This is a genomic window from Hymenobacter actinosclerus (assembly GCF_900111515.1).
GTDB lineage: Bacteria > Bacteroidota > Bacteroidia > Cytophagales > Hymenobacteraceae > Hymenobacter > Hymenobacter actinosclerus.
The window spans coordinates 972,000-997,690 of sequence record NZ_FOHS01000001.1 but is presented as its reverse complement, the minus strand read 5'-3'; the positions used below and the strand labels follow the sequence as shown (position 1 = coordinate 997,690).

The following is a 25,691-nucleotide window of genomic DNA, read 5'->3' as shown; positions in this document are numbered from 1 at the left end:
AGCTCCTATCTTTGTCCCGTGCCCCGGTTTCTGTCTATTATTCTCAAAGTGCTGTTTGGCCTGCTGCTGCTGCTGGTGCTGGCCGTGGTGGGCGCGCTGGTGGCCCTGCGGGTGCCCAGCGTGCAAACCAACCTGGCCCAGCGGGCGGCGCGGGTGCTCACCGAAAAGCTCGGCCAGCAGGTGCTGGTGAACCGGGTGGACGTGCGGCCCTTCTCGCGGGTGCTGCTCGAAGGGGTGCGGGTGCTCGACAAGCGTGGCAACGAGCTGTTCAACATCGGCCGGGCCGATGCCGATATCAAGCTCTTCAGCATCTTCGACCCCAGCCACCTGCACGTGGGCCGGCTCACGCTGGAGGAACCGCGCTTTCATCTGGTCACCTATAAAAACAACCCCGACTCCACCACCCTCGACCAGTTTATCAGCTCGGTCAAGCGGCTGCTGGGGCCGTCCGATACCACCAAGGTCAGCAAGCCGTTCGACTTCCAGATTCAGGCCCTGAGCCTGCGCAACGGGCAGTTCGTGCTGGAGCGCCAGGACGTGCCGCGCATTCCGGAGTACGGCCGCACCATGGATTACGCCCACATGCAGCTCGACAGCATCTACGCCGATGCCGACCAGCTCTGGCTGCGGGGCGACTCCATCCACGCCAACATCAGCGGCCTGCGCACCGTGGATACGCCTTCCGGCACCCGCCTGCGCGAGCTGACGGCCAACATGACCTACGCCGACAAGTTCTGGGAGTTTGATAAGCTGATGCTGCGGGTGCAGGACAGTAAAATTCATGACTACCTGCGGTTTGAGTTCCGGCGCTTCCTCAACTTCACCGATTTCAACGACTCGGTGAAAGTTATTGCCCGGCTGCAGCCCAGCCGGATTTACTCCGACGACATTGCCAAGTTCGCGCCCCAGCCCAGCGTGCGCGACCTGCACGAAACCGTGCTCATTTCGGGCCAGGCGAAGGGCTACGTGCGCAACTTCACCACCAAAAACCTCGATATCCGCTACGGCCAGGGCACGCAGGTGCGCGGCGACATCAACGTGGAGGGGCTGCCCAATTTCAAGGAAAGCTTTATTGTGATGCGCCTGCAGCCCTCGGTGCTGCGCGGCCCCGACCTGCGGCGCTACATCCCCGACCAGGGCTGGCCCTACGTGCAGCGGCTGGGCACGGTGAAGCTGCAGGGCCAGTTCCTGGGTTTCTACAACGACTTTGTGGCCAACGGCTCGTTCCAGACCGCTCTGGGCAACGTGGTATCCGACGTCAACATCAAGCTCAAGGACAACCCGCGCTACTCAACCTACGAGGGCAAGCTGCGCACCAGCGGCTTCCAGCTGGGCAAGCTGCTCGGCGACGAAAGCGTAGTGCGCGACGTGGCCTTCAACGGGCAGGTGCAGGGCGTGGGCTTCGAGGCCAGCAGCCTGCGCCTCACGGCCAACGCCAACGTGCAGAGCATCTGGCTCAACGGCTACCGCTACCGCAACATCACCACCAACGGCGTGTTCAGCCGCCGCTCGTTTACGGGCAAAATCGCGGCCAACGACCCCAATCTGCAGTTTGATGCCGACGGCACTATCAACCTGCGGCCCCGCGAGCAGGCCTTCGATTTGCGGGCCCGGGTGCAGAAAGCCGATCTGCGGGCCCTGGGCCTCACCAACGAAAGCGTCACTATCGCCACCACCGCCGACGTGAAGTTCCAGGGCCTGCGCCTCGACGCGCTGCTGGGCTACGCCCGGCTGCGCAACTCGAAAGTGGGCTACGCGGGCCGCACCGTGGCCATCGACACGCTCGATGTGCTGAGCCAGCTGGAGGCGGGCGAGCGGCGGGTGCAGGTGCGCTCGGAAGTGCTCAACCTGCGCCTGGCCGGCGACTTCACGCCCACTACCGTCATCCGCGACGTGAAGACGCTGGTGCACGAGTACCGGCTCAACTTCGAAAGCAACGACGAGGCCATTGCCGCCTACTACCGCCGCAAGCGCCAGCAGCCGCTGCCCGACTACCAGATTGGCCTCAACCTCTACCTCAAGCGGCCCAACCCGGTGCTGCACCTGTTTGTGCCGCAGCTTACCATTGCCGATTCCACCCACATCGACGGCTCGTTCCGCAACGGGCAAACCTCCATTTTCCAGCTGGGCGGAAAAGTGGCCAGCGTGCAGTACGACAGCGTGCAGGTGTTCGACGCCAACATCGACCTGACCACCTCCAAGCTGCCCTACCAGCCCGAAATCCTGGCCCAGGCCGGTGTCACGTCGGAGCGGCAGCGGCTGCCGGGGCTCGGCGACACCGAGAACTTCTACGTGGAAGGCGTGTGGGACCAGGAGAAAATCAACTTCTCGACCTCGCTGGCCCAGACCGGCACCACCAACAAAGCCCAGATAAACGGGGCGCTGGTGTTTTTGGAGGATGCCGTGAAAATCATTTTCCGGCAGTCGGGCGTGAACCTGCTGGGCAAGAACTGGACGATTGCGCCCGATAACTCGCTCATTATTTCGGGTGGCGGGCGCGAGCTGGACTTCCAGAACGTAACGCTCAGCAACGGCGAGCAGAGCGTGAGTGCCCAGGGCTTCGTGTCGCAGAACCCCACCAGGCCGCTGGCCCTTACGGTCACCAACTTCGAGCTGGCCACCCTCAACGGCCTCACCGGCAACCAGAAATTCGGGGGCCGGGTGAATGCGCTGGGCACCATCAGCGGCGTGTACGGCCCGCTGGTTATCAACTCGACGCTGAAGGTGGATTCGCTGACGCTGGACCAGACGCTGATTGGCGACGTGCAGGGCCGCGGCGACTGGGACAACACCCTCGACCGGCTCAATGTAAACCTCAATGTGGCCCGCGACGCCCGCCGGGTGCTGGCCGTAACGGGCTACATCGCGCCCGGCTCCGACACCCAGCAGCTCAACCTGAACGGGGTGCTGGAAAAAACCCCGATAAAACTGGCCGAGCCCTTCCTCAATACGCTGTTTAAAGATGTGAGCGGCACCGGCGTGGGTACGCTGCGGGTGGGCGGGCTGTTTGCGGCCCCGGTGCTCACCGGCAACATTGACGTGTCGGACGGGCAGCTTACGTTTATCTACCTGAACACCACCTACACCTTCGCCGACCGCATCCGGTTTCTGGAAGACCGCATTGCCCTCCAGAACATCACGGTGCGCGACCTGCAGGGCAATACGGGCGTCATCAACGGCAACATTTACGAGCGCGGCTTTCAGGATACGCGGCTGGATCTGAGCGCCTCGTTCCGCCGGCTGCAGGTGCTCAATACCACCCGCCGCGACAACGAGCTGTACTTCGGGCAGGCCTACGCCACCGGTACGGCCGTGGTGCGCGGCCCGGCCGACAACCTGTTCGTGAACGTAACGGCCCGCAGCGAGGCCGGCACGCGCATGTCGCTGCCGTTTGATAACGCCGCCAAAGCGGAGCAGGCCAGCTACATCAAGTTTGTCAACCGCAACCTCTCCGACTCGGCCCGGGCGGCGCTGGCGGCCCGCAACCCCAAGGGCGAAACCACCGGCAAGGTCGATTTGTCGGGTCTGCGGCTGAACATGAACCTCGACATCACGCCCGATGCCTACGTGGAGCTGCTGCTCGATGAAAGCACCGGCGACATTATGCGGGGCACCGCTACCGGCCAGTTGCGGCTTAACATCGACACCCGCGGCGACTTCAACATGTACGGGCAGATTGAGATTGTGCGCGGTGCCTACAACTTCACGCTGCAGGGGCTGGTAAACAAGGAGTTCGTGGTGCGGCCCGGCGGCACCATTGCCTGGAACGGCGACCCGCTGGCCGGCGAGCTGAACGTGACGGCCACCTACACCCAGCGCACCAGCCTGGCCCCCGTGCTGTTCCAGACCGCCGGCACTAACCCCAACACCTCCCAGGTGCCCGTTACGGCCGTCATGAACCTGACCGGGCCCATTCTGCAGCCCATTATCAAGCTCAACCTCGAATTCAACGACATTCCCTCATCGCTGGAAGGCGATTTGGCGCCCTTCCTGTCGGCCATCCGCAACGACGAGCAGGAGCTGAACCGGCAGGTATTCAGCCTGGTGGTGTTCCGGCAGCTCACGCCCCCCGGCTCGCTGGCCGTTACCCGCCTGGAGGGTGGCAACAATGCGTTGGGCAACAGCCTGGGCCAGATTCTGAGCACCCAGCTCGGGCTGCTTACCTCGCAGATTGACCCCAATCTGGAAATCAGCTTCAACATCAACGGCCTCTCGGCCGACGATTTGGCGGCCCTGCAGCTGCGGCTGAGCTACTCCTTCCTCAACGGCCGCCTGCGCATCACCCGCGACGGCAGCTTCGGCAGCAACACCACTTCGGGCACCACCCCCGGCGGCGTGCCGGTGGGCTCGGGCCAGAACTCGGTTATCGGCGACCTGAGCCTGGAATACTACCTGCGGCCCGACGGAAAGTTCCGGGCCAAGCTGCGCTACGAAACCACCCCGCGCGACTTCACGGGCCTGAGCCAGGGCGTAAACCAGGCCCGCGCCGGCATTTCGCTGCTGCACACCGAGCAGTTCGACACTTTCCGCGAGCTGTTTGCCCGCAAGCGCCTGAGCCGCCGCGACCGGGACGCCCGCAAAGCCCGCGAGCTACAGGTCGATAACGACCCGCGCACGGTGCTGTGAGTTGCCGTGCTGGCGGGCGCCTCACCCCCTAGTCCCCTCTCCGAAAAGGAGAGGGGGAACTAGTTTCTAACTTTGTATCTAGTATCCTAGCTTTCATCTAGCGCTAAAAATCTAAAAACTAGTCCCCCCTCTCTTTTTTCGGAGAAGGGGCTAGGGGGTGAGGCGCCCGCCAACACGGCAACTCACCATCTCACCATTTCACCATCTCACCTCGTGAAGCAGCCCACCCGCAAAAAGAAGCTCGGTAGTTATCCGCACCTGATGGTGGTGTTCAGCATTACGCTGGCGCTGCTGGTGGTGGGCTTGTTCGGACTGCTGCTGATCCATGCCCACAAGGTGTCGACGCTGGTGAAGGAGAACCTGGAGATGCAGGTATACCTGCAGCGCGACCTGCCCGAAACCCAGCTGCTGCAGCTGCAGCAGGACCTGGCCCGCAAGCCCTACGTGGCCCGCAAAAACAACGAGCCCCAGGTGCGCTTTCTCTCCAAGGAAGAAGGCGCGCGCCAGCTCATCGACCAGACCGGCGAGGATTTCCAGCAGTTTCTGGGCGACAACCCCCTGCGCGACGCCTACCTGCTCAAGCTCAACGCCGACTACGCCGATACCAAAAACCTGAGCCGCATTAAAAAGGAGTTGGGTCAGATGCCGGGCGTGTTCGAGGTGGATTACGTGGAGAGCCTGATTACGTCGGTGAACGAGAACCTGCGCACCGTGAGCCTCGTGCTGCTGGGCTTTGCGGCCATCCTCACGTTTGTGGTGGTGGTACTCATTAACAACACCATCAAGTTGGCCCTGTTTTCCCAGCGGTTCCTTATCCGCAGCATGCAGCTGGTAGGCGCTACGCCCAGCTTCATTCAATGGCCCTTTCTGCGCCGGGCGGTGTGGCAGGGCCTGGTGAGTGGTATTCTGGCGGGTTTGCTGCTGGCCGCGCTCATGCAATACGCTTACCTGCAGCTCAACGAGCTGCGCCTGCTCGAAGATAACCGTCTGTTTGCCGCGCTGGGGATTCTGCTGGTGGTGCTGGGTATGGGCATTGGCTTTCTGAGCTCGTGGCGCGCCGTGCGCAAATACACCGGCATGTCGCTGGATGAGCTGTATTAGCTGGATAATGAGGGCTGGGGGGAAGTACTGTCGTCCTTCGCGCCGTTCAGGACGACAGTGCTTCCCCCCAGCCCCCGCTTCGTTCCCTCAAAACCCTCATTGGTTGAATTTCGGCGGCGGCTTGCCGCAACTCCGCTACCTTTGCTTCTATGGAACCGACTACTCCCCGTTTCGCCTTCGGGCCGCGCAACTACCGCCTTATGTTTATCGGGCTGGCCGTGCTGGCCGCCGGCTTTATCACCATGACGCTCGACTCCGAACAGTACGGCGAAGGATTTCTGGGCATTACGCTGGGCCCGATTCTGCTGGCTGTGGGCTTTCTGATCGAGTTCTGGGCCATTATGGCCCGCCCCGGCGCCACCGCCGCCGTGGCCCGCGACGAAGCCACGGTAACCACCGTACCCTCGCAGCCCGTGCCGCCCGCCACCACCGCGCCCGTTGCGCCTGCGGCCCCCACGGCTCCTACCTACAAGCGGTAGCCGGGCATTCGAATCCTGCTTTTCCCTCATCCGGCGCCGGCCGGCGAAGGGCCTTATGATGCTGGCACCGGTCGTCGCGACGACTGTTCTGGCATGATAAGGCCCTTTCTTCGTCAGGATGACCGTACTTTTGCCCCCCAACCCCGTTTTCAGCCCCTGAAATGACCTACTGGCACGCCCTGATTCTGGCTATCGTCGAAGGCCTGACCGAATTTCTGCCGGTTTCCAGCACCGGGCACATGATTATTGCCTCGGCCCTGATGGGCATTCCGGCTACTGCCTTCACCAAGCTCTACCTGGTTGTTATTCAGCTCGGCGCCATTCTGTCGGTGCTCGTTATTTACTGGCGCCGCTTCCTGCAGAGCTTCGATTTCTACCTCAAGCTGCTGGTGGCCTTTCTGCCGGTGGTGGTGGTGGGCCTCACGCTCAAAAAATACATCGACATTCTGCTGGAGTCGGTGACGACCGTGGGGCTGATGCTGCTGCTGGGCGGCATTGTGCTGATGTTCGTTGATAAGTGGTTTCCGCAGGAAAGCACCGAGGAAGGCGGCCACCCGGTTACCATGCCCAGCTTCCGGCAGGCCCTCGTGATTGGCGTGTTCCAGTGCCTGGCCGTGGTGCCGGGCGTCAGCCGCTCGGCGGCCACCATCATCGGCGGCCTCACCCAGAAACTCACCCGCAAGGCCGCCGCCGAGTTTGCCTTCTTCCTGGCCATGCCTACTATGGCCGCTGCCGCCGCCAAAGACCTGCTCGATTTTTACCAGGACGGCGGCCGCCTCACCGGGGCCGAAGTCAAGCTGATTCTGTTCGGCAACGTGGTGGCCTTCGTGGTGGCGCTGCTGGCCATCCGGCTCTTCATTGGCTTCGTTACCAAGTTCGGGTTCCGCGCTTTCGGCATCTACCGCATCATCGTGGGCGGCATTCTGCTGGTAATGATTGGCCTGGGCATTGATTTACAGTTGATATGAGCGAGAAAACGTTGGCCGATTTTGATTTTGAAACCGGCGAGGTGCTGCTCGTGGATAAGCCGCTCACCTGGTCGTCGTTTGACGTGGTGCGCAAGGTAAAAAACGCGCTGCGCATCCGTAAAATCGGCCACGCCGGCACCCTCGACCCGCTGGCCACCGGCCTGCTGATTCTGTGCACCGGCAAGAAAACCAAGCAGATTGACCTGATTCAGGCCCAGCAGAAGGAATACACCGGCACGTTCCGCCTGGGCCAGACAACGCCGAGCTTCGACCTGGAAACGCCCGTGGATGCCGAGCGGCCCTACGAGCACCTCACGGAGGCCGACATCCGGGCCGCCGTGGCGCAGTTCGTGGGCGAAATCACCCAGACGCCTCCGCTGTATTCGGCCGTGAAGGTGAACGGCGAACGGGCCTACGAGGTGGCGCGCCGCGGCGAGGAGGCCGTTATCAAAAGCAAGCAGGTAACCATTGCCGAGTTTGAGCTGACGCGCGTGGAATTGCCCGAAATCGATTTCCGCATCGCCTGCTCCAAGGGCACCTACATCCGGAGCCTGGCCCGCGACCTGGGCGCGGCCCTGCACTGCGGCGCCCACCTGACCAAGCTCGTGCGCACCCGCATCGGCGAGTACCGCCTGGAAGATGCCCTCACCATGGCCCGGATTGAGGCCCTGCGCCCGCCCCGCCCCGAGGGCGAACAGTCGGCGGGCCGCGAAGTAAGGCCGCCCCGCCGCGAGCGGCAGCCCCGCCCCGAGCGCCGCACCGGCCTGGAGTACTTTCAGAACACGCACGCCGCCCCACCCACCGATTCAGCTACCAGCTCCGATTCGAACAATCCGCCCGCCGCTGAACCAGGTTCGACTGAAGCTTAATTGGTACTTTCGCCTCTCTGGCAGGAACCAGCGTAATCAATAAAATCAGTGCGAATCAGTGATTAAATGGAGGTAATTCACGACCCGGCCCAGTTTCCTTACCTCGGCAACGCCGTGGTGACCAGCGGCACCTTTGATGGCGTGCACGTGGGCCACCAGCAGATTCTGGCGCGGCTCAGCGAGGTGGCGCGGGCCAGCGGCGGCCCGGCGGTGGTTATCACCTACTGGCCCCACCCGCGCTTGGTGCTGGCCCCGCCGCCCTCCCACCCCGAGCCGCTCGACCTCTACCTGCTCAATACCCTCGACGAGCGGGCCGCCAAGCTGGCCGAATTCGGAGTCGATTACCTGCTCATTATCCCGTTCACCCGCGAGTTTGCGTCCTGGTCGTCGGAGGAGTTTATTCAGCGCATTCTGCTCGATACGGTGGGCACCAGCAAGCTTGTTATCGGCTACGACCACCGTTTTGGGCGCAACCGCGAGGGCGGTTTCGAGTACCTGCGCGCGCATTCGGGCCGCTACGGCATGAGCGTGGAGGAGATTCCGCGTGAGGACGTGGACGCGGTGGGCGTGAGCAGCACCCGCATCCGCCGGGCCCTGGAGGCCGGCGACGTGGATACTGCCAACCGCTACCTGGGCTACGACTACCCCTTCACGGGCACTGTAGTAAAGGGCCGGCAGTTGGGCCGCACTATCGGCTGGCCCACGGCCAACATCGAGTGCCCCGAAAAGCTGAAACTGGTGCCGGCCCGGGGCGTGTACGCCGTGCGCGCCACCACCGCGGCCGGCGAAACCTGGCCCGCCATGCTCAACATCGGCGTGCGCCCCACCGTGGCCGGCAATCTGGCCCAGACCGTAGAAGCGCATTTACTCGGCTTCGAAGGCGACCTGTACGACCAGCCCCTGACCGTGGAGTTCGTGGCCCGCCTGCGCGACGAGCAGAAATTCGACGGCCTCGACGCCCTGAAGGCCCAGCTGGCCCAGGATGCCGAAGCAGCACGGGCGGCGCTGTAATCATTTCCCGCAGAGGTGCGCAGAAGGACTCGCGGAGGTCCGCAGAGCCGTTCAACGATATCAGAACAGCTTTGCGGGCCTCCGCGAGTCCTTCTGCGCACCTCTGCGGGAAATGCTACCTTGCCAATCCAAATTCCACCCACCTCTATGATCAACAAAACAGTAAGCGGCCCCCAGGCGGCCCTGGAGGGCCTCACCGACGGCATGACGCTCATGCTCGGCGGCTTCGGCCTCTGCGGCATTCCCGAGAACTCCATCCAGGAAATCCTGCGCCGGGGCGCGAAGAACCTGACCTGCATCAGCAACAACGCCGGCGTCGATGATTTTGGCATCGGGCTGCTGCTCCAGACCCGGCAGGTACGCAAGATGATTGCCAGCTACGTGGGCGAAAACGCCGAGTTTGAGCGCCAGCTGCTGGCCGGCGAGCTGGAAGTGGAGCTGATTCCGCAGGGCACGCTGGCCGAGCGGTGCCGGGCCGGCGGCGCGGGCATTCCGGCCTTCTACACGCCGGCCGGCTACGGCACGGAGGTAGGCGAGGGCAAAGAAAGCCGCGAGTTCAACGGCAAGATGTACCTGCTCGAACACGCCCTGCACGCCGATTTCGCCTTTGTAAAGGCCTGGCGCGGCGACACCGCCGGTAACCTCATCTTCAAGGGCACGGCCCGCAACTTCAACCCCATGATGGCCACGGCCGGCAAAATAACGGTGGCCGAAGTAGAGGAGCTGGTGCCCGCCGGCGAGCTGGACCCCAACCATATCCACACCCCCGGCATCTTCGTGCAACGCATTTTCGAAGGCAAGAACTACGAGAAGCGCATCGAACAAAGAACAGTTAGGTCTTAGGGACTTAGGTTTTAGGGATTAGGCTTTTTTGCACTTCTATTTTCCTCCTTGGCTTCTAAGGCCTACTACCTGAACCCCTGGTCTCTAAGCCATGGCTCCTGCCTCATGCTAGACTACCGTTCCTTGCAAATCTGGCAACGCAGTCACCAACTCACGCTGCAGTTGTATGGGCTGACAAAGAACTTCCCTCGGGAAGAATTATTCGGCCTTGTTAGCCAGATGCGGCGGGCGGCGGCTTCTATCCCAACCAATATTGCGGAAGGCTGCGGCCGCAATTCCGACGCGGAGCTGGCTCGTTTTCTCACTATTGCATCTGGTTCAGCCAGTGAACTGGATTATCAGTTGCTCTTATCGCATGAGTTGCAGATCTGTCTGACCAGGAATGGCGGCCAATTGCGCAGGAGCTCACGGAAATCCGGAAAATGCTTACTCAGTTCATTGTAACTCTAAAAAAACGTCTGCCGGCCTAAGCCCTAAGACCTAAGTTCCTAAGCCCTACCCCATGCTCGACAAACACGGTATTGCCCGGCGCATTGCGCAGGAAGTAGAAAACAACTCGTACGTCAACCTCGGCATCGGCATCCCGACGCTGGTGGCCAACTATATCCCCGAAGGCATCAACGTGGAGCTGCAAAGCGAGAACGGGCTGCTGGGCATGGGCCCCTTCCCTACTGATGACGAAGTGGATGCCGACCTCATCAACGCCGGCAAGCAGACCGTCACCACGCTGCCCGGCTCCAGCCTGTTCAGCTCGGCCGACTCGTTCGGCATGATCCGGGGCGAGCACGTGGACCTGACCATTCTGGGGGCCATGGAGGTGTCGGAAAACGGCGACATTGCCAACTGGAAGATTCCGGGCAAGATGGTGAAGGGCATGGGCGGCGCCATGGACCTGGTGGCTTCGGCCAAGAATATCATCGTGGCCATGCAGCACACTTCCCGCGATGGCGCCAGCAAGCTACTGCCCGCCTGTACGCTGCCCATCACCGGCCTGCGCTGCGTGAAGAAAATCGTAACCGAGCTGGCCGTGCTCGACGTGACGCCCGAGGGCTTCGTGCTCCGCGAGCGGGCGCCCGGCGTGAGCGTGGAGCAAATCCAGGCCGCCACCGCCGGCAAGCTGGTTGTTCCCGAAGGGGGAGTGCCGGAAATGGCTATCTGAGCTGTTAGCTGTTAGCTGAATTGACAAGATAAATTGGTATGCGGAACGTCATTCAGAGCGCAGCGAAGAATCTCGCCTGAATTCGTCCAACGTCTGTTCGAGCGAGATTCTTCGCTGCGCTCTGAATGACGTTCTGTACACCAAATTAGCCTGTCAGTTCAGTTAGCTGTTAGCTGTTAGCTGTTAGCTGTTAGCTGTTAGCTGAAGAAACGTCATTCTGAGTGCAGCGAAGAATCTCGCGTGCTGATGTTGTAGGTAACCTAACGTCAGCACGCGAGATTCTTCGCTGCACTCAGAATGACGTTTCTTCAGCTAACAGCTTAAATTCTTAGCATCGCCTGGGCCAGGATGTGGCGGGCGGCTTCGAGGGTGAAGTGGGAGAAGCACTTCTGGAAGTGGGCCAGGGCTTCGGGAGCGGGCAGGGAGCCGGCTTTTACGGCGGCGGCCAGGTGGGCGGCCAGCTCGTCGGGGTGGCTGGTGAGGGCGGGAAACTCGTGCTGGGTTTTGTAGCGGTAGAGGGTTTGCACGCGTAGCTCGGCGGTGGCGCCCGGTACTTGCCGCGTCAGGCGCTCCATGAGTAGCTGCACTTCATCCATGAACAGCAGGCGCGCCAGGCCGGGCGGGCAGGGCACCACTTGGCCGGGGGCGGCGGTGATGAGCACGGCCGCGGGGCTCTCGGGCGCCCAGCCCAGCAGCTGGGGCGGCGCGCACAGCCAGGCCGTGGCCGGAAACCGCTGCGGGTCTGCGAGCACGGCGGCCAGGGTTTGCAAACGGCGTTCCGAGGGCAGCGGCATGGGGCAAAGGTACGCACGGCGAGGGAGGGAGTCGGGCCATGGTTTCGTGGCCCCGCCAACCCCTCGCCGCTGCTTCCGTACCTTTGTATAGTTTCTACTGCATCATTAAACTGAGTATATGCCCGCGAGTTCACACGGAAAATCCGGCGGTAAAGCCGCCAAAAAGAATACCTTACCCGGGATGCCGGCGCATCCCGAACTGGTTACGCCTACGCCCGAACCTTCCCACAAACTGGTGCTGCGCACGTTGCGCCGGGCCGACTTCAAGGAGGTGAAAACCATCATGGACAAGGTGTACTCCAACATGGAGGGCTCCTGGGCCCAGGACGAGTACAATGCCCTGGTTCGCAAATTCCCGGAGGGCCAGATCTGCATCGAGGACAACGGCAAAATCGTAGCCGCTGCCCTGGCCATTATCGTGGAGTACAGCAAGTTCGGCGACAAACACACCTACGCCAAGATTACCGGCAACGGCAAGTTCGAAACCCACGACTCCGACGGCGACACACTGTATGGCGTGGACGTATTCGTGGACCCCGAATACCGCAGCCTGCGCCTGGGCCGCCGCCTCTACGATGCCCGCAAGGAGCTGTGCGAAAACCTGAACCTGCGGGCCATGGTGGCTGGCGGCCGGATTCCGGGCTACAGCAACTACGCCAACGAGATGACGCCCGCCAAGTACGTGGAGATGGTGCGTAACAAGGAGCTCACCGACCCCATCCTCACCTTCCAGCTGGCCAACGACTTCTACGTCCGCAAAATCATCCGCGGCTATTTGCCTTATGACTCCGAGAGCAAGGCCTACGCCACGCTGCTGGAGTGGATTAACGTGTACCACGAGGAGGAAACCGACAAGCTCATCGGCAACCAGAAATCCAACGTGCGCATTGGCATTGTGCAGTGGCAGATGCGCGCCACCAAAGACCTGGAGGACTTTTTCCAGCAGATGGAGTTCTTCGTCGATACCGTGTCGGGCTACAAGTCCGACTGTGTGCTGTTCCCCGAGTTCTTCAACGCGCCCATGATGGCTCTCACCAACGAGGAGTCGCCCTCGGTGGCCATCCGCTCGATGTCGGCCTTCACCGAGCCCATCAAAATCAAGATGATGGAACTGGCCGTGAGCTACAATATCAACATCATTGCCGGCTCGATGCCGCTTTACGAGGACGGCAAGCTGCACAACGTGAGCTATCTGTGCCGGCGCGACGGCACTGTGGACGAGCAGTACAAGCTGCACGTTACGCCCGACGAGGCCAGCTACTGGGGTATGCGCGGCGGCAACCAGCTGCGCTGCTTCGACACCGACTTCGGCAAAATCGGCATCCTCATCTGCTACGACGTGGAGTTCCCCGAGCTGAGCCGCATGCTGAGCGACGAGGGTATGAAAATCCTGTTCGTACCCTTCTGGACCGACACCAAGAACGCCTACCAGCGCGTGCGGCTGTGCGCCCAGGCCCGGGCCATCGAAAACGAGTGCTACGTGGCCATTACCGGCTCGGTGGGCAACCTGCCCCGCGTCGAGAACATGGACATTCAGTACTCGCAAAGCGCCGTGTTCAGCCCTTCCGACTTCGCCTTCCCCCACGACTCCATTGTGGCCGAAGCGACGCCCAACACCGAGATGACGCTCATTGCCGACCTCAACCTGGATTTGCTGAAGGACCTAAACACCAGCGGAGCCGTGCGCAACCTGCGCGACCGGCGCAAGGACCTGTACTCGGTGAGCTGGGTGAAGAAAACCGAGCGCGACGATGCTCTGCTGAGCCAGGGCGAAGAGCGCGCCCCCAAAACCTCGGCTCTGCACCCACCCATTACGGTGGCATAACGTTGGAGCCGAATTACTTTTCGGCCCGCGCAACCTTCGAAGCAAACCGCCTGTCAAGCAATTGGCAGGCGGTTTTTTTAATTGTACATTTCCAGTCAGTTACGCCATTGTTTATAGCCGGTACAGCAGGCTCTCCGGTTCCTTCTTCCACCCTTTTTAGTCAAGTGTATGCTTCCTACTTTTATTCGACAATTGCTACCAAGCCGGGCCGGGCTATTAGGCGCCCTGGTGTTGGGCCTGACAGCCGCGGCCGCTCAGGCCCAGACAAAAGTATACGGGCTGGGCTCCGATTATGGAGACGATAAAACCGTACTGATAGCCTTCGAACTGGGCCAGCCGGACCCAGTCGCCTACAGTAAAGTCACGTTCAACCGGCCGGTTACCGGGGTTGCCAGCGGCCAGTTTCTGGCAGGGCTCGACTCGCGCCCCGCAACAGGGGCTTTAGCAGCGCTGGGTGGCCAACTGTTTGCACTGGGCTATGATGCTACCCGGCAGGAGGCTCAACTCTACCGCCTCGACCCCACCACGGCTGCCGCCACGATGGTTGGGCCAGTACAAAAAATTGACTTAGGGTCCGACCGTAACCGTATTGGGTTCGATTTTTCTTCGGACAATATGATTCGGGTAACGGGTAGTAATGGAACTGCCCTCTTCTTTTCCAGCGAAAACGGCCTTAAACTGCTTACTGACGCAGGCAGTTCGTTGGCTTACGCTGCGGACGACCCTAATGCGGGGCACCAGCCATTTGTGGGCTCGTCGGCCTACATCAACGACCAGAGCTACCCTGGTGTCAGGCTTTATCACCTCGACGAACCCATCCCTGGATACACCACAATAGCTGTCCAGCCTACTACAAGCACCGGTACGTTACGCACCGTCGGGACAGGCCCTTACATCTTCACTTCCTCGTCCGCCGACCTGGACATCTACACTGACCCTATTTCCGGCGCGAATACGGCATATATGTGTATTTCGGACCCTGACTTTGCCAATTTTACAACTCATATTTTGATTTTCGATTTAGCCACTGGCACACGTACGATCATTGGCCGGGTAATTACGGGTACAAAGGCCGTTTTAACGGATATCGCGCTGGCCATTCAGCCCGTTGGGGTGGCTACCGGTACCCGCAACCCGGCCGTTGCCACCAGCTTCAGCCTGTTCCCGAACCCGGTAACCGACCGGGCCCAGGTTAGCTTCCGCCTGCCCGGCGCCGGTGCCACCGAGCTGGTGCTGACCGACGCACTGGGCCGCACCGTGGAGCGCCATAGCCTGGGCAACCGGGCGGTCGGGGCACACTCGCTCAACTGGACCCCCGCCAGCCATCGCGCCGGCATTTACCTGCTCCGCCTGCTTGTTGACGGCCAACTGGCCGGCGTGCAGCGCATGGTGGTTGAGTAAGGCGCCGGGTGGCATACCATAAAAGCCGTCTGCCAATTTAATGGCGGGCGGCTTTTGTGGTTTTCAGTTCATCGGGAAGAACATAATTTGGGGCTGGTTGGCTGAAAAAGGGGCCGGACGCTGAGTTTAGATTAAAGCCGGATTAAATAGCATGGTCCCTCAATCCTCTGCCACGCGCGGGCACGTAGGTGAAAAAAGCGGCGGGCCGTTCCGCAGGCTTTTCAGTCCACTCCATTCACCAACCTTTACCCGCGTATGCACTCCTTCTCTACTCTCCGGCCCCAGGGTCGGCGCAATGGCCTGTTGCTGGCCGCCCTGGGCCTGCTGGCCGCCGGTCCGGTGGCCGCCCAAACCGTTACCACCACCGCCTTCGGCCTATCGCTGACCGCCAGCCCAACTGGCAGCCTGACAACCAGCCTGGTGACATTTGACATGACAGCCCCAGGGGTTTTCCTCACCAACCTGCCGGTTACGGGCATCACGGCTGGCCAGAACCTGGTGGGCATTGATTTCCGGCCCAATACCGGCGAGCTGTTCGGGCTGGGCTACAACGCCACCGGCACCCAGGCCCAGGTGTACCGCCTCAGCCGCACCACGGCCGTAGCAACGCCCGCCGGACCGGCCATTACCCTCGATCTGGGCACCGACCTCAACCGCATCGGCTTCGACTTCAACCCAACCGTTGACCGGATTCGGGTGACGGCGGGCAACGGCGCCGATTTCCGCCTCAACCCCAACGACGGTGCGCTGGCTGCCACCGACGGCCGGCTGGCCTACGCCGCTGGCGACGCCAACTTCGGCCAGACGCCCGGCGTGGGCTCCTCGGCCTACACCAACAGCTACATCGGCACCACCGCTACCACGCTCTACGGGCTCGATGAGGCCAATAACCGCCTCGTAAAGCAGGACCCGCCCAACGAAGGCAAGCTGGTAACCGTGGGGCCGCTGGGCGTTACAACGAGCGGTGCCACCACCGTTTCCGACCTCGATATCTACCTCAACCCTACCAACGGCGTTCAGACAACGTATCTGACGGTGGCGGAAATCAACGTGGCGACTTTCTCGGCCACCACCAAGCTCTACACGGTAAACCTGACGAGTGGCGCCGCCACGTTGGCGGGCAACGTGGGTACCGGTCCGCTGGTAGCCGTTACCGATATTGCCCTGCAGATTGTGCGGCCCGCTACGCTGGCCCCCATTACCGGCAACCTGGCCTACGCGCTGGCCGGCGGCAACCTGCTCTCCTTTGATACCGATTTGCCCGGCACCATCCGTACTTCGGTGAGCGTGACGGGTGTGGCCACCGGCCAGACGCTGGTGGGCATGGATGTGCGGCCCCTCAACAATGCCCTGTACGCGCTGGGCTACAATGCCACCACCCAAACCGGCCAGCTCTACACCATCAACGCCACCACCGGCGTGGCCACCAACCTCAGCGGCACCACCAACCTGGACCTGCCACTGGGAACGGGCAGCGTGGCCTTTGATTTCAACCCCACCGTCGACCGGATTCGGGTGGAGGGCGTGAACCGCGCCAACTTCCGCCTTAACCCCAACGACGGAGCCGCCGCCCCCATCATTGATGGCACCCTGGCCTATGCAACAGGCGACGCCAACGCCGCGGCCACCCCGGCCATTGGCTCGGTAGCCTACACCAACAGCTACAGCGGTCCGGGCAACCCGCCCAATACCACCACCCGCACCACCCAGCTCTATGCCTACGATGAGGTCCTGAACATTGTAGCCAACCAGAATCCCGCCAATGCCGGCACGCTGGCTACCGTGGGCACCTCGGGCGTGACCGTAGTGGCCGGTCCGAACGTGGACATGGACATTTACAGCACCGCCGAGGGCACCAACACGGCCTACCTGGTGGCAACCACCGGCACATCGGCCAGCTCCAGCCTCTACAACCTCAACCTGACCACCGGCGCGGCCACCGGCCCCCGCCAGATTGGCCTGGGCCTGACCGTGCGCGACCTGGCCATTGCAGCCGGCGCGGGCGTGGCTACCGGCACCCGCAACCCGGCCATTGCCACCGGCTTCCTGCTGTTCCCGAACCCGGTAGCGGGCCGGGCCGAAGTGAGCTTCCGGCTGCCGAGCGCCGGCGCCGCCGAGTTGGTACTGACCGACGCGCTGGGCCGCACCGTGGAGCGCCGGAGCCTGGGCAACCGGGCGGTTGGCCCCCACACGCTGAGCTGGGAGCCCGCCAACCGCCACGCCGGCATCTACCTGCTGCGCCTGCTCGTTGATGGCCAGCTGGCCGGCGTGCAGCGCATCATGGTTCAGTAAATGCCTTGATGAATGGGTGAAAAGGAACGTCGTTGCTTTGCGTTACGCGCAATGATGTTCCTCCCAAACCATAAGCTCATCTACGCGAAAAGCCCCTGACGTCCGTGCTGGCGTCAGGGGCTTTTCGCGTAGATGAGGGTGATTTGCTTCCCCGGATTGCGTTGCGCGTCGCTGGCAATACGGTTGCTTTTCACGCATTCACCCCATCACCGCCGCTAGCCGTGCGGACTTTCCTGGGCGGCGAAGTAGGCGTGGTCGCGCAGCACGGTGCGGATGAAGGGCTCGTCGGGCAGGTCGGTGGTGATGGTGGTGACGGATTTGACCTTGCCGGCCAGCTCTTTGAGCAGCGCATAGTCGCCCTGGGCGCCGGCCTGCCGGAACAGCTGGCGGATGAGGCGCGCGTCGTGGTCGGACAGCTCGCGGGCCTGCTGGAAGACGGGCTGATAGCCGGCCGGCACCTGGGTTTCGGCCGTAAGCGTGTGCACATCGGGGGCGCGCGGCCGCAGGCTCACGACGGTGGTGCCGGCGGCCATGTCGCCGAGGCGCTGGCCGCGGCCGTTGAACAGGGTGGCTACCAGGGCTACCGAGCCCATGGTCATCCCGATTTCAAACAGGCCAATCAGCCAGCGCAACGCGTAGTCGCCGAGGCTGGGGCGGGTGCCGTCGAGGCGGGTGACTTTGATTTTGCGGGCCTGCTTGCCCAGGCTCTGGCCATTAAAGAATATTTCGCACAGCGGATGGTAGATGAGTAGCGGAATACCAATCAGCACGTAGGAAGCAATCTGCCGCTCATCGCCCGAGTTGGTTGCCTCCGAAATCAGGAAGCTGACCACCGCCGCCCACAGAATCATCACCAGCACATCGAGCACCTGGGCCAGCACCCGGTCGCCCACGCTGGCGGCCTCGTATTCGAGCACCACGTTCTGGGTGGTCTGGATGCGGATCGTACTCATAAAAAAGCGTAAAAAAAGAGCCGCAACGGCCCACAGGAATCGTGTATATTTAGCCCGGCGGACCGGGTCTGCCTATTCTTCAAGCAGAACAAGTAATGCGCGAAACGGTCTTTCTGCGGCTCAACGAAGCCCGCTGGCAACGCTACGAAGCCCAGCCGCCCGCCGGCCCCGACGAGCTGGCCCGGCGCTACGTGGAGCTGACCGACGACCTGGCCTACGCCCGCACCTTTTACCCCGAGTCGGCCACTACGGCCTACCTGAACGCGCTGGCGGGCAAGCTACACCAGTCGCTCTATAAAAACAAAAAGCAGGAGGCCGGCCGCTTCGCCGATTTCTGGCTCCGCGAGCTGCCCTTCATCCTTATTCGCCACCACCGGGTGCTGCTGGCCACGCTGGTTTTCTTCCTGATTACCTGCTTCATCGGGGCGCTTTCGGCGGCCTACGACGACTCGTTTGTGCGCGTGGTACTCGGCGACGACTACGTGAACCGGACGCTGGCCAACATTGAAAAGGGCGACCCCATGGCCATCTACAAGGGCACCGACGAGAGCCTGATGTTCCTGCAAATCACGCTCAACAACGTGCGGGTGGCGCTGTATGCCTTTGCCGGGGGCATTACGGCGGGGCTGTTCACGTTCTTTATGCTGTTTCGCAACGGCGTGATGCTGGGGGCCTTTCAGTTCTTCTTCCACCAGAAAGGCCTGCTGCTGCCCTCGGTGCTCACCATCTGGATTCATGGCACGCTCGAAATTTCGGCCATCGTGCTGGCCGGCGGGGCCGGGGCTATTATGGCCCAAAGCCTGCTGTTTCCGGGCACCTACTCGCGCCGCGACTCGCTGCGCCGTGGCGCCCGCGACGGCATGAAGCTGGTGCTGGCGCTGGTGCCGGTGTTTATCGTAGCCGGCTTCCTCGAAGGCTTCGTGACGCGCCACACCGAAATGCCGCTCTACGCCAGCCTGAGCATCATCGGCACCTCCGCTACCTTCATCCTGGGCTACTTCGTGGCTTACCCCTGGTGGCTTTCGCGACGAGCTGTTAGCTGTTAGCTGGAAAACGAAACCGACTCCATTGCATCCATCACCAAACGTAAAAAGCTAACAGCCAGCAGCTAATAGCTATCAGCTCAAAAACCTATGCGCCGTCACCTTGCCTTCAACCGGCCCACCGATTTTCTGCGTCGCCGCGACTTCAGCCAGAAAATGGAAGCCACCTTCGATTTCATCCGGGCGCACGCCACGCCGCTGGTGCGGGTGCTGGTGCTGCTGGTGCTGCCACTGGCGCTGCTCACGGGCATTGGCACCAGCGTGCTGCAGGGCCAGATGCTGAGCACGATGAGCGTATTTAAACAGCGCACCAGCGCCGACAGCACCTTAAACAGTGCAATCGTACCGGACGTGTTCACCTCGTCGACTTTCTGGCTGACGATGCTCTCGGGAATTCTGCTGTTTGCGGTGGTGCATCTGGTAGTGTTTGGCTACGTAGTGCTGCAGGCCGACCGCACCACCGACGAGCCGGTGACGGCCGGTGAGGTCTGGGAGGTGGTGAAATCCCGGTTCTTGGGCATGGTGGGCTCGTTTATTGGGCTGGGGTTCCTGTTTATGGTAGGAAGCATGGTTATCGGGGGCGTACTCTTCGGGTTGGGGTCAATGATGAGCTCGTCTCCCTGGGTTATCTTTCCCCTCGTCCTGTTGCTCTATTTCGCCATGTTCTACTCTATTGTGCCGCTGAGCCTGTATTTTATTGTGTGGCTGCGGGAGCGGCGGGGCTTCTTCGGCAGCCTCACCCGCAGCTTCCGGCTGGCGTGGGGCAAGTGGTGGTCTACGTTCGGGCTGCTGATGGTGATTACGTTCATTATGTACCTGATTCTGCTCCTGTCCATCGCCCTGCTGTCGGCGCTGGGCCTGCCCTTTGCCGGGATGATGGGCGGCGAGTTGGATTCCGGATCTATGCGGGTGCTGATGATTGTATATTCTATTCTGCAGAGCCTGATTACGCTGATTTATTACCCGTTCATTCTCATTGCCCTCAGCTTCCAGTACTTCAACCTGGTCGAGCGCCACGATGGCACCGGCACCCGCCTGATGGTCGATGCCATCGGCGAGCCGGCTCCTGTACTGGCCCCCCAGGCCTTGCGCCCCGATGACGAGGGCGAGTACTAGCCTTACCGGCCTTTGCGGTCCGTTTCGTCGCCGCCCGCTTAATCAGGCCGCTAGCGGCGCGTTTAGCGCCGGCTCTTCCTTACTTATGCCCCAGCCCTGCCTCCTGCGCCGCTCCTGCCCCGCCCCGCTGCCCGGGCTGCTGGGCTTGGCGCTGTTGCTGGCAGCGGGCGGCGGCTACGCCCAGGGCCCGGCGGCGCCCCGCTCGCCGGTGCTGCCGCCCGCCCCCGACTCGCTGGCCGTATCGGCCGCGCCGCGCTACGTGCGCCTGCGGGCCGATACGGCCCCGGCCGGCACGCTGCGGCAGCCGGCGGCCGCGCGGCTGGCCGAGCTGCGCCGTCAGCCCGAGTTTCAGTATGTGGAGCCCGAGCCCAGCAGCGCCTCCGACAGCCTGTGGTCGCGATTCTGGCAGGAGCTATGGCGGCGGATAGCGGGGCTGTTTTCGGGGGAAACCTACGAAACCCGGGGCCGCTACGTGGTGTACGCCCTGTTTGCGGCCGCTTTCGGCTACGTGCTGCTGCGTCTGTTGCGGCTGGATGTTACGGGGCTGCTGGGCCGGCGCGGCCGGGCCCTCCCCCTCCCCTACGAAGCGCTGACCGAGGACATTCGCGGCATTGATTTCGCGACCGAGCTGGCACGCGCCGAGCAGGCCGGCAACTACCGTCTGGCCCTGCGCCTGGGCTACCTGCAAACCCTGCGCCACCTCACCGACCGCAACCTGATTCAGTGGCAGCCCGACAAAACCAACCACGACTACCTGCGCGAGCTGGCCGGCACGCGCCTGGCCCCTGATTTCCGCGCCCTCACCCGGCAGTTCGAATACGTCTGGTACGGCGAGCTGCCGCTGGCTGCCGGCCAGTATCCGGAGCTGCGCGAGCAGCAGTTGAGCTTTATCGGGCAGGTTTCCTCCAGGCTGTTAGCCACTAGCTGACAGCTTCTCTGGCATTTTTAGGCGACTGAATCACTATCCTTTTATACAGAGGAGTACATTTTCTTCACGCCTGACTTCTCATTCGCCTACCAGAACAAAAGCTAACGGCTAAAAGCTGTCAGCTAACAGCTCAAATAAATGACTCGTTTTCGTGCTTTACTGCTGGGGTTGGTGGCGCTGTTCGTGGCGTTTGTGGCAGTGGAGTACTTCCGGCCGGAGCCTACCGACTGGCGCCCCACGTTCATCAACCGCGACAAAATTCCCTACGGCACCTACGCGCTCTACGACCAGCTGCCGACCCTGTTTCCGGGCCAGCCCATCAGCACCGTACGCCTGCCCATTGCCAACCAGCTCCTGCCCGGCCTGGGGGTCGATGTAAACCCCGACACCACCATCGGCCGCGACGCACCCGCCCTGCGCCCCGGGCGGGCCAGCTACCTGTTCATCAACGACGGCTTCTTCTGCTCGCCCCTCGACCAGGATGCGCTGCTGCGCTACGTGGCCCGCGGCAGCCACGTGCTGATAACGGCCGAAAACATTGGCGGCGCGCTGCTCGACTCGCTGCACCTGCAGCTGCGCCCGGTGCTGGAGCTGGATAGCCTGCTGTTGTTGCGGCGGCTACGGCGCGGCGGGCTGCCGGCGGGCGGAAGTGCCCGGGCCCGCACTACTACGCTTACGCTGGTAAACCCGCCGGCCGGGGCGGCCAAAGCTTACCGGTTTCCGGCTGCCGAGGTAGCGTACTTTTTTAAGGCCACCACTGGCAGCCGGGCTACGGTGCTGGCCCACGACGCCCGCCGCCGGCCGGTGCTGGTGCGCGTGCCGGTGGGCCGGGGCGAAATCCTGCTGAGCTCGACGCCGGCTGCCTTCAGCAACCTGCGGCTGCTGCGGCCGGCCACGGCGGGCTTCGCCTTCGCGGTGCTGTCGGGGCTGCCGGCGGGCCAGCCGGTGTTCTGGGACGAGTACCAGAAGCAGGGGCCGCTGGGCGAGCAGTCGTTGTTGCGGGTGTTGGCGGCGCACGAGCCGCTGCGCTGGGCCCTGTGGGTCGGGCTGGCGGGGCTGGCGCTGTTTGTGCTGTTTGAGGCCCGGCGGAGGCAGCGCATCATTCCCATCATCCGGCCGCTGCCCAACACCACGCTGCTGTTCACGAGCACCGTGGCCAGCCTCTACCAGCAGGGCAGCAACCACGCGCTGATTGCCGAGAAGAAAATCGGGCTGTTTCAGGACTTCCTGCGCACCCGCTACCACGAGCCGGGCCTCGACCTGAGCGACGAACCCACCCGCGAACGGCTGGCCCAGAAAGCCGGCGTACCGCGCCCCGAGCTCGATGAGCTGGTCCGCCGCATGAACCGCACCCTCACCGCCCCCCAGGTTTCCGACGAGGAGCTCCTGGCGCTGAGCCGGGCCATCAGCCGGTTCCGGAAGCAGTCTGCCTAGAATTGCACTATCAGCTAAAATTGTATTTTTCTTCTTTATAACTATTCCAATAATGTTTTTTACAACGATTTATTACCCTTTTCAATACAATAATTAAGTAAACAGATTAAGATTATAAAGTCCTCACTTTGCCAATCAAGCCTCAATATGGAGAATAACTTCCACATGGATTCTGCTGAGCAACCGAACGCTCCGGTTCCGACTTCCGACAGCCTGCCCCTCGCCGCCGAAAGCCCCGCCGCAACGCCTGCCTCGGTGGGCACAGCGGCTACGGCCATTTCCGGAACCTCGTCTGATGCCTTCACCCCGCGTACCGACCTGAGTGCCCTGAGCCGCCACGCCGATGCCATCCGGGCCGAGCTGGGCAAGGTGATTGTGGGCCAGCGCGACCTGGCCGAGCTGTTGCTCACGGCCCTGCTGGCCGACGGCCACGTGCTGCTCGAAGGCGTGCCGGGCGTGGCCAAAACGCTTACTGCCAAGCTGCTCGCCCGCACCCTCAGCGTCCCGTTCAGCCGCCTGCAGTTCACGCCCGACCTCATGCCCTCCGACGTGCTGGGCACCTCGGTATTCCGGCCCCAGAAGGGCGAGTTTGAGTTCCGGCCCGGCCCCATCTTCGCCAGCGTGGTGCTGATTGATGAAATCAACCGGGCTCCGGCCAAAACGCAGTCGGCGCTGTTTGAGGTGATGGAGGAGCGGCAGATAACCCAGGATGGCGTCCGCTACCCGCTGCCCGCGCCGTTCGTGGTGCTGGCCACCCAGAACCCCATCGAGCAGGAGGGCACCTACAGGCTGCCCGAGGCCCAGCTCGACCGGTTCCTGTTCAAGCTGAGCGTGGGCTACCCCACGGTGGAGGAGGAAATAGCCATTCTGCAGGGCCACCACGCCGGTTTCGGCGGCACCCCGCTGGAGGCCGTAAAGCCCGTCGTATCGGCCGACGAGTTGCGGCAGCTGCGCGAGCAGGTGGGCCGGCAGCACGTCGAGCCCAAGCTGCTGGAGTACATTGCCCGCCTCGTGGGCCAGACCCGCGCCCACAAGGGCCTGTACCTGGGCGCCTCGCCCCGCGCCTCGCTGGCCCTGCTCAACGGCGCCAAGGCCCTGGCCGCCCTGCGCGGCCGCGACTTCATCACGCCCGAAGACATCCAGTACCTGGCCCCCGTGGTGCTGCGCCACCGCATCCAGCTCACGCCCGAGCGCGAGATGGAAGGCGGCACCCCGGACGACGTGGTAAAGCAGATTCTGCAGAGCGTGGATGTTCCGAGATAGGCGGGAAACTGCCTGAACTTCACTCCCCTCTTCAACTGAGGAGGGGACGCCGCCGCAAAGCGGCGGCTGGGGTGGTTGGCTCGTTGCTGATGTTGTTTGGTTGAACAACTTGCCACAGCATCGTTCTGGCAGCATCAACCACCCCTAGCCCCTCCTTTCCAAGGAGGGGAACTAGCTTCTGGCTCTAGTTTCTAATCATGCCCATTTTGCGCAGCTTCTTCCTGACTCGCCGCTTCTTCCTGGCCCTTACGGCGCTGGTTATCGGGCTGACTGTGGCGTTTTTCCTGCCGGCCTGGCTGGTGCCGCTGCAGCTGCTGCTGGCCCTGCTGGGGCTGCTGACCCTGCTCGATGTGGCCCTGCTGTATGGCACCGGCGGCAACGTGTTCGGGCGGCGAGTGCTGGGCGACAAGCTGGCCAACGGCTCCGACAACGACGTGGCCGTGTACCTCGAAAACCGCTACCGCTTTCCGCTACGCACCGAGACGATTGACGAGGTGCCCCACCAGTTTCAGCGCCGCGACGTGCTGTTTCGGGCCGTGGTGCGGCCGGGTGAGACCAGCGTGATTCGCTACCAGCTGCGGCCTACCAAGCGGGGCGAGTACGAGTTTGGGGCCCTGAACGTATACGCCGCCTCGCCGCTGGGGCTGGTGCGGCGGCGGTTCCGGTTCGATGAAAACCGCATGGTGCCGGTGTACCCGTCGTTTTTGCAGATGCGCCAGTACGAGCTGCTGGCCGCCAGCAACCGCCTCACGGAAGTGGGCGTGAAACGTATTCGGCGGGTGGGCCAGAGCCTGGAGTTCGACCAGATTCGGCCCTACGTGCCCGGCGACGACCCGCGCCGCATCAACTGGAAGGCCACGGCCCGCCGCGCCACTACGCCCGGCGCCGCCGACGCGCTGGCCGTGAACCACTACCAGGACGAGCGCGCCCAGCAGGTATACTGCCTGATTGATAAGGGCCGGGTGATGCGCATGCCCTTCGAGGGCCTGAGTTTGCTCGACTACGCCATCAACGCCACGCTGGTCGTCAGCAACATTGCCCTTATCAAGCACGACAAGGCCGGGCTCATCACCTTCTCGCACCAGCCCGGCGCCATGGTGGCCGCCGACCGCCGCAGCGGGCAGCTGCGCAAGCTGCTGGAGGTGCTGTACCGGCAGAAAACCAAGTACCTCGAAACCGATTACGAGCGGCTCTACCTTACGGTGCGCCACCAGATCCGCCAGCGCAGCCTCCTGATTCTGTTTACCAACTTCGAGACGCTCTACGGCATGCAGCGCCAGCTGCCCTACCTGCGCCGATTGGCCAAAAGCCACCTGCTGCTGGTTGTGTTCTTCGAAAACACCGAGCTGAACGCCTACCTGACGGCCCCCGCCACCACCACGCAGGACGTGTACAACCAGACCGTAGCCGAGAAATTTGCCCAGGAAAAACGGCAAATCGTGCGCGAGCTGAACCAGTACGGCATCCACTCCCTGCTCACCGCCCCCCAGCACCTCACGGCCAACACCATCAACAAATACCTGGAGTTCAAGGCCCGGGGGCTCATCTGAGCACGGATGAGCACGGATTTTAGCGGATTTCACGGA

At 62.5% G+C, this 25,691-nt stretch carries 20 protein-coding genes; 18 read left to right on the top strand and 2 right to left on the bottom strand.

What is annotated here, in order from left to right; translation table 11 throughout:
* The first annotated feature begins 18 nt into the window (after window positions 1–18).
* From BMY67_RS04250 to BMY67_RS04210, 9 genes are all read left to right on the top strand, one after another.
* Complete coding sequence (locus BMY67_RS04250) at window positions 19–4,626, top strand: translocation/assembly module TamB domain-containing protein (protein ID WP_092768590.1); 4,608 nt, start codon at window positions 19–21, stop codon at window positions 4,624–4,626.
* A 213-nt stretch (window positions 4,627–4,839) separates the two neighbouring features.
* Window positions 4,840–5,727: a cell division protein FtsX gene (locus tag BMY67_RS04245; RefSeq protein WP_092768587.1), complete on the top strand. Its 888-nt coding sequence runs from the start codon at window positions 4,840–4,842 to the stop codon at window positions 5,725–5,727.
* Window positions 5,728–5,876: 149 nt separating this feature from the next.
* The gene (locus BMY67_RS04240; protein WP_092768584.1) at window positions 5,877–6,206 is read left to right on the top strand and encodes a DUF3098 domain-containing protein; all 330 of its coding nucleotides are present in this window, start codon (window positions 5,877–5,879) and stop codon (window positions 6,204–6,206) included.
* A 161-nt stretch (window positions 6,207–6,367) separates the two neighbouring features.
* Complete coding sequence (locus tag BMY67_RS04235) at window positions 6,368–7,174, top strand: undecaprenyl-diphosphate phosphatase (RefSeq protein ID WP_092768581.1); 807 nt, start codon at window positions 6,368–6,370, stop codon at window positions 7,172–7,174.
* Window positions 7,171–8,043 (top strand): tRNA pseudouridine(55) synthase TruB, encoded by an 873-nt coding sequence (gene truB / locus BMY67_RS04230; protein ID WP_317040321.1) that lies wholly within the window; start codon window positions 7,171–7,173, stop codon window positions 8,041–8,043. Before BMY67_RS04235 ends, truB begins: the two co-directional genes overlap by 4 nt.
* A 66-nt stretch (window positions 8,044–8,109) precedes the next feature.
* The gene (locus tag BMY67_RS04225) at window positions 8,110–9,054 is read left to right on the top strand and encodes a bifunctional riboflavin kinase/FAD synthetase (protein WP_092768578.1); all 945 of its coding nucleotides are present in this window, start codon (window positions 8,110–8,112) and stop codon (window positions 9,052–9,054) included.
* Window positions 9,055–9,201: 147 nt separating this feature from the next.
* Window positions 9,202–9,897, top strand: coding sequence for a CoA transferase subunit A (locus BMY67_RS04220; protein WP_092768575.1), 696 nt, complete (start codon window positions 9,202–9,204; stop codon window positions 9,895–9,897).
* A gap of 105 nt (window positions 9,898–10,002) precedes the next feature.
* Entirely contained in the window at window positions 10,003–10,341 is a 339-nt protein-coding gene (locus BMY67_RS04215) for a four helix bundle protein (RefSeq protein ID WP_092769607.1), read from the top strand.
* Window positions 10,342–10,399: 58 nt separating this feature from the next.
* The gene (locus BMY67_RS04210) at window positions 10,400–11,056 is read left to right on the top strand and encodes a 3-oxoacid CoA-transferase subunit B (protein WP_092768572.1); all 657 of its coding nucleotides are present in this window, start codon (window positions 10,400–10,402) and stop codon (window positions 11,054–11,056) included.
* Between the two features lie 320 nt (window positions 11,057–11,376).
* Here BMY67_RS04210 and BMY67_RS04205 read toward each other — a convergent pair whose 3' ends face one another.
* Window positions 11,377–11,850 (bottom strand): hypothetical protein, encoded by a 474-nt coding sequence (locus BMY67_RS04205; RefSeq protein ID WP_092768569.1) that lies wholly within the window; start codon window positions 11,848–11,850, stop codon window positions 11,377–11,379.
* A gap of 181 nt (window positions 11,851–12,031) precedes the next feature.
* Between BMY67_RS04205 and BMY67_RS04200 the strand changes: the two genes are divergently transcribed.
* The 3 genes from BMY67_RS04200 to BMY67_RS04190 all read left to right on the top strand — a co-directional run bounded on the left by BMY67_RS04200 (window position 12,032) and on the right by BMY67_RS04190 (window position 17,368).
* The gene (locus tag BMY67_RS04200; RefSeq protein ID WP_245744874.1) at window positions 12,032–13,675 is read left to right on the top strand and encodes a bifunctional GNAT family N-acetyltransferase/carbon-nitrogen hydrolase family protein; all 1,644 of its coding nucleotides are present in this window, start codon (window positions 12,032–12,034) and stop codon (window positions 13,673–13,675) included.
* A 168-nt stretch (window positions 13,676–13,843) separates the two neighbouring features.
* A complete protein-coding gene (locus BMY67_RS04195) occupies window positions 13,844–15,076 on the top strand; it encodes a DUF4394 domain-containing protein (RefSeq protein WP_092768563.1) in 1,233 nt (410 codons plus the stop codon).
* Window positions 15,077–15,331: 255 nt separating this feature from the next.
* Window positions 15,332–17,368, top strand: coding sequence for a DUF4394 domain-containing protein (locus BMY67_RS04190; protein WP_092768560.1), 2,037 nt, complete (start codon window positions 15,332–15,334; stop codon window positions 17,366–17,368).
* A gap of 215 nt (window positions 17,369–17,583) precedes the next feature.
* Here the strand turns inward: BMY67_RS04190 and BMY67_RS04185 are convergent, their stop codons facing one another.
* Window positions 17,584–18,321, bottom strand: a complete 738-nt coding sequence (locus tag BMY67_RS04185) for an RDD family protein (protein ID WP_092768557.1) — start codon at window positions 18,319–18,321, stop codon at window positions 17,584–17,586.
* Window positions 18,322–18,416: 95 nt separating this feature from the next.
* On the opposite strand from BMY67_RS04185, the gene BMY67_RS04180 reads away from it, so the two are divergent.
* The 6 genes from BMY67_RS04180 to BMY67_RS04155 all read left to right on the top strand — a co-directional run bounded on the left by BMY67_RS04180 (window position 18,417) and on the right by BMY67_RS04155 (window position 25,655).
* Window positions 18,417–19,367, top strand: a complete 951-nt coding sequence (locus BMY67_RS04180) for a stage II sporulation protein M (RefSeq protein WP_092768554.1) — start codon at window positions 18,417–18,419, stop codon at window positions 19,365–19,367.
* 87 nt (window positions 19,368–19,454) lie between these two features.
* Window positions 19,455–20,480: a hypothetical protein gene (locus BMY67_RS04175; RefSeq protein WP_092768551.1), complete on the top strand. Its 1,026-nt coding sequence runs from the start codon at window positions 19,455–19,457 to the stop codon at window positions 20,478–20,480.
* Window positions 20,481–20,565: 85 nt separating this feature from the next.
* Window positions 20,566–21,408 (top strand): DUF4129 domain-containing protein, encoded by an 843-nt coding sequence (locus tag BMY67_RS04170; RefSeq protein WP_177189679.1) that lies wholly within the window; start codon window positions 20,566–20,568, stop codon window positions 21,406–21,408.
* Window positions 21,409–21,546: 138 nt separating this feature from the next.
* Complete coding sequence (locus BMY67_RS04165) at window positions 21,547–22,842, top strand: DUF4350 domain-containing protein (protein ID WP_143069691.1); 1,296 nt, start codon at window positions 21,547–21,549, stop codon at window positions 22,840–22,842.
* A gap of 147 nt (window positions 22,843–22,989) precedes the next feature.
* A complete protein-coding gene (locus BMY67_RS04160; protein ID WP_262490341.1) occupies window positions 22,990–24,105 on the top strand; it encodes an AAA family ATPase in 1,116 nt (371 codons plus the stop codon).
* Window positions 24,106–24,302: 197 nt separating this feature from the next.
* Window positions 24,303–25,655, top strand: a complete 1,353-nt coding sequence (locus BMY67_RS04155) for a DUF58 domain-containing protein (RefSeq protein WP_092768542.1) — start codon at window positions 24,303–24,305, stop codon at window positions 25,653–25,655.
* The last annotated feature ends 36 nt before the right edge of the window (window positions 25,656–25,691 follow it).

Coding starts and splice junctions, on each gene's coding strand:
- BMY67_RS04165 (WP_143069691.1), top strand. CDS start 21,547: ATGACTCGTTTTCGTGCTTTACTGCTGGGGTTGGTGGCGCTGTTCGTG.
- BMY67_RS04170 (WP_177189679.1), top strand. CDS start 20,566: ATGCCCCAGCCCTGCCTCCTGCGCCGCTCCTGCCCCGCCCCGCTGCCC.
- BMY67_RS04215 (WP_092769607.1), top strand. CDS start 10,003: ATGCTAGACTACCGTTCCTTGCAAATCTGGCAACGCAGTCACCAACTC.
- BMY67_RS04180 (WP_092768554.1), top strand. CDS start 18,417: ATGCGCGAAACGGTCTTTCTGCGGCTCAACGAAGCCCGCTGGCAACGC.
- BMY67_RS04160 (WP_262490341.1), top strand. CDS start 22,990: ATGGAGAATAACTTCCACATGGATTCTGCTGAGCAACCGAACGCTCCG.
- BMY67_RS04225 (WP_092768578.1), top strand. CDS start 8,110: ATGGAGGTAATTCACGACCCGGCCCAGTTTCCTTACCTCGGCAACGCC.
- BMY67_RS04240 (WP_092768584.1), top strand. CDS start 5,877: ATGGAACCGACTACTCCCCGTTTCGCCTTCGGGCCGCGCAACTACCGC.
- BMY67_RS04195 (WP_092768563.1), top strand. CDS start 13,844: ATGCTTCCTACTTTTATTCGACAATTGCTACCAAGCCGGGCCGGGCTA.
- truB (WP_317040321.1), top strand. CDS start 7,171: ATGAGCGAGAAAACGTTGGCCGATTTTGATTTTGAAACCGGCGAGGTG.
- BMY67_RS04190 (WP_092768560.1), top strand. CDS start 15,332: ATGCACTCCTTCTCTACTCTCCGGCCCCAGGGTCGGCGCAATGGCCTG.
- BMY67_RS04235 (WP_092768581.1), top strand. CDS start 6,368: ATGACCTACTGGCACGCCCTGATTCTGGCTATCGTCGAAGGCCTGACC.
- BMY67_RS04155 (WP_092768542.1), top strand. CDS start 24,303: ATGCCCATTTTGCGCAGCTTCTTCCTGACTCGCCGCTTCTTCCTGGCC.
- BMY67_RS04205 (WP_092768569.1), bottom strand. CDS start 11,850: ATGCCGCTGCCCTCGGAACGCCGTTTGCAAACCCTGGCCGCCGTGCTC.
- BMY67_RS04210 (WP_092768572.1), top strand. CDS start 10,400: ATGCTCGACAAACACGGTATTGCCCGGCGCATTGCGCAGGAAGTAGAA.
- BMY67_RS04200 (WP_245744874.1), top strand. CDS start 12,032: ATGCCGGCGCATCCCGAACTGGTTACGCCTACGCCCGAACCTTCCCAC.
- BMY67_RS04220 (WP_092768575.1), top strand. CDS start 9,202: ATGATCAACAAAACAGTAAGCGGCCCCCAGGCGGCCCTGGAGGGCCTC.
- BMY67_RS04185 (WP_092768557.1), bottom strand. CDS start 18,321: ATGAGTACGATCCGCATCCAGACCACCCAGAACGTGGTGCTCGAATAC.
- BMY67_RS04175 (WP_092768551.1), top strand. CDS start 19,455: ATGCGCCGTCACCTTGCCTTCAACCGGCCCACCGATTTTCTGCGTCGC.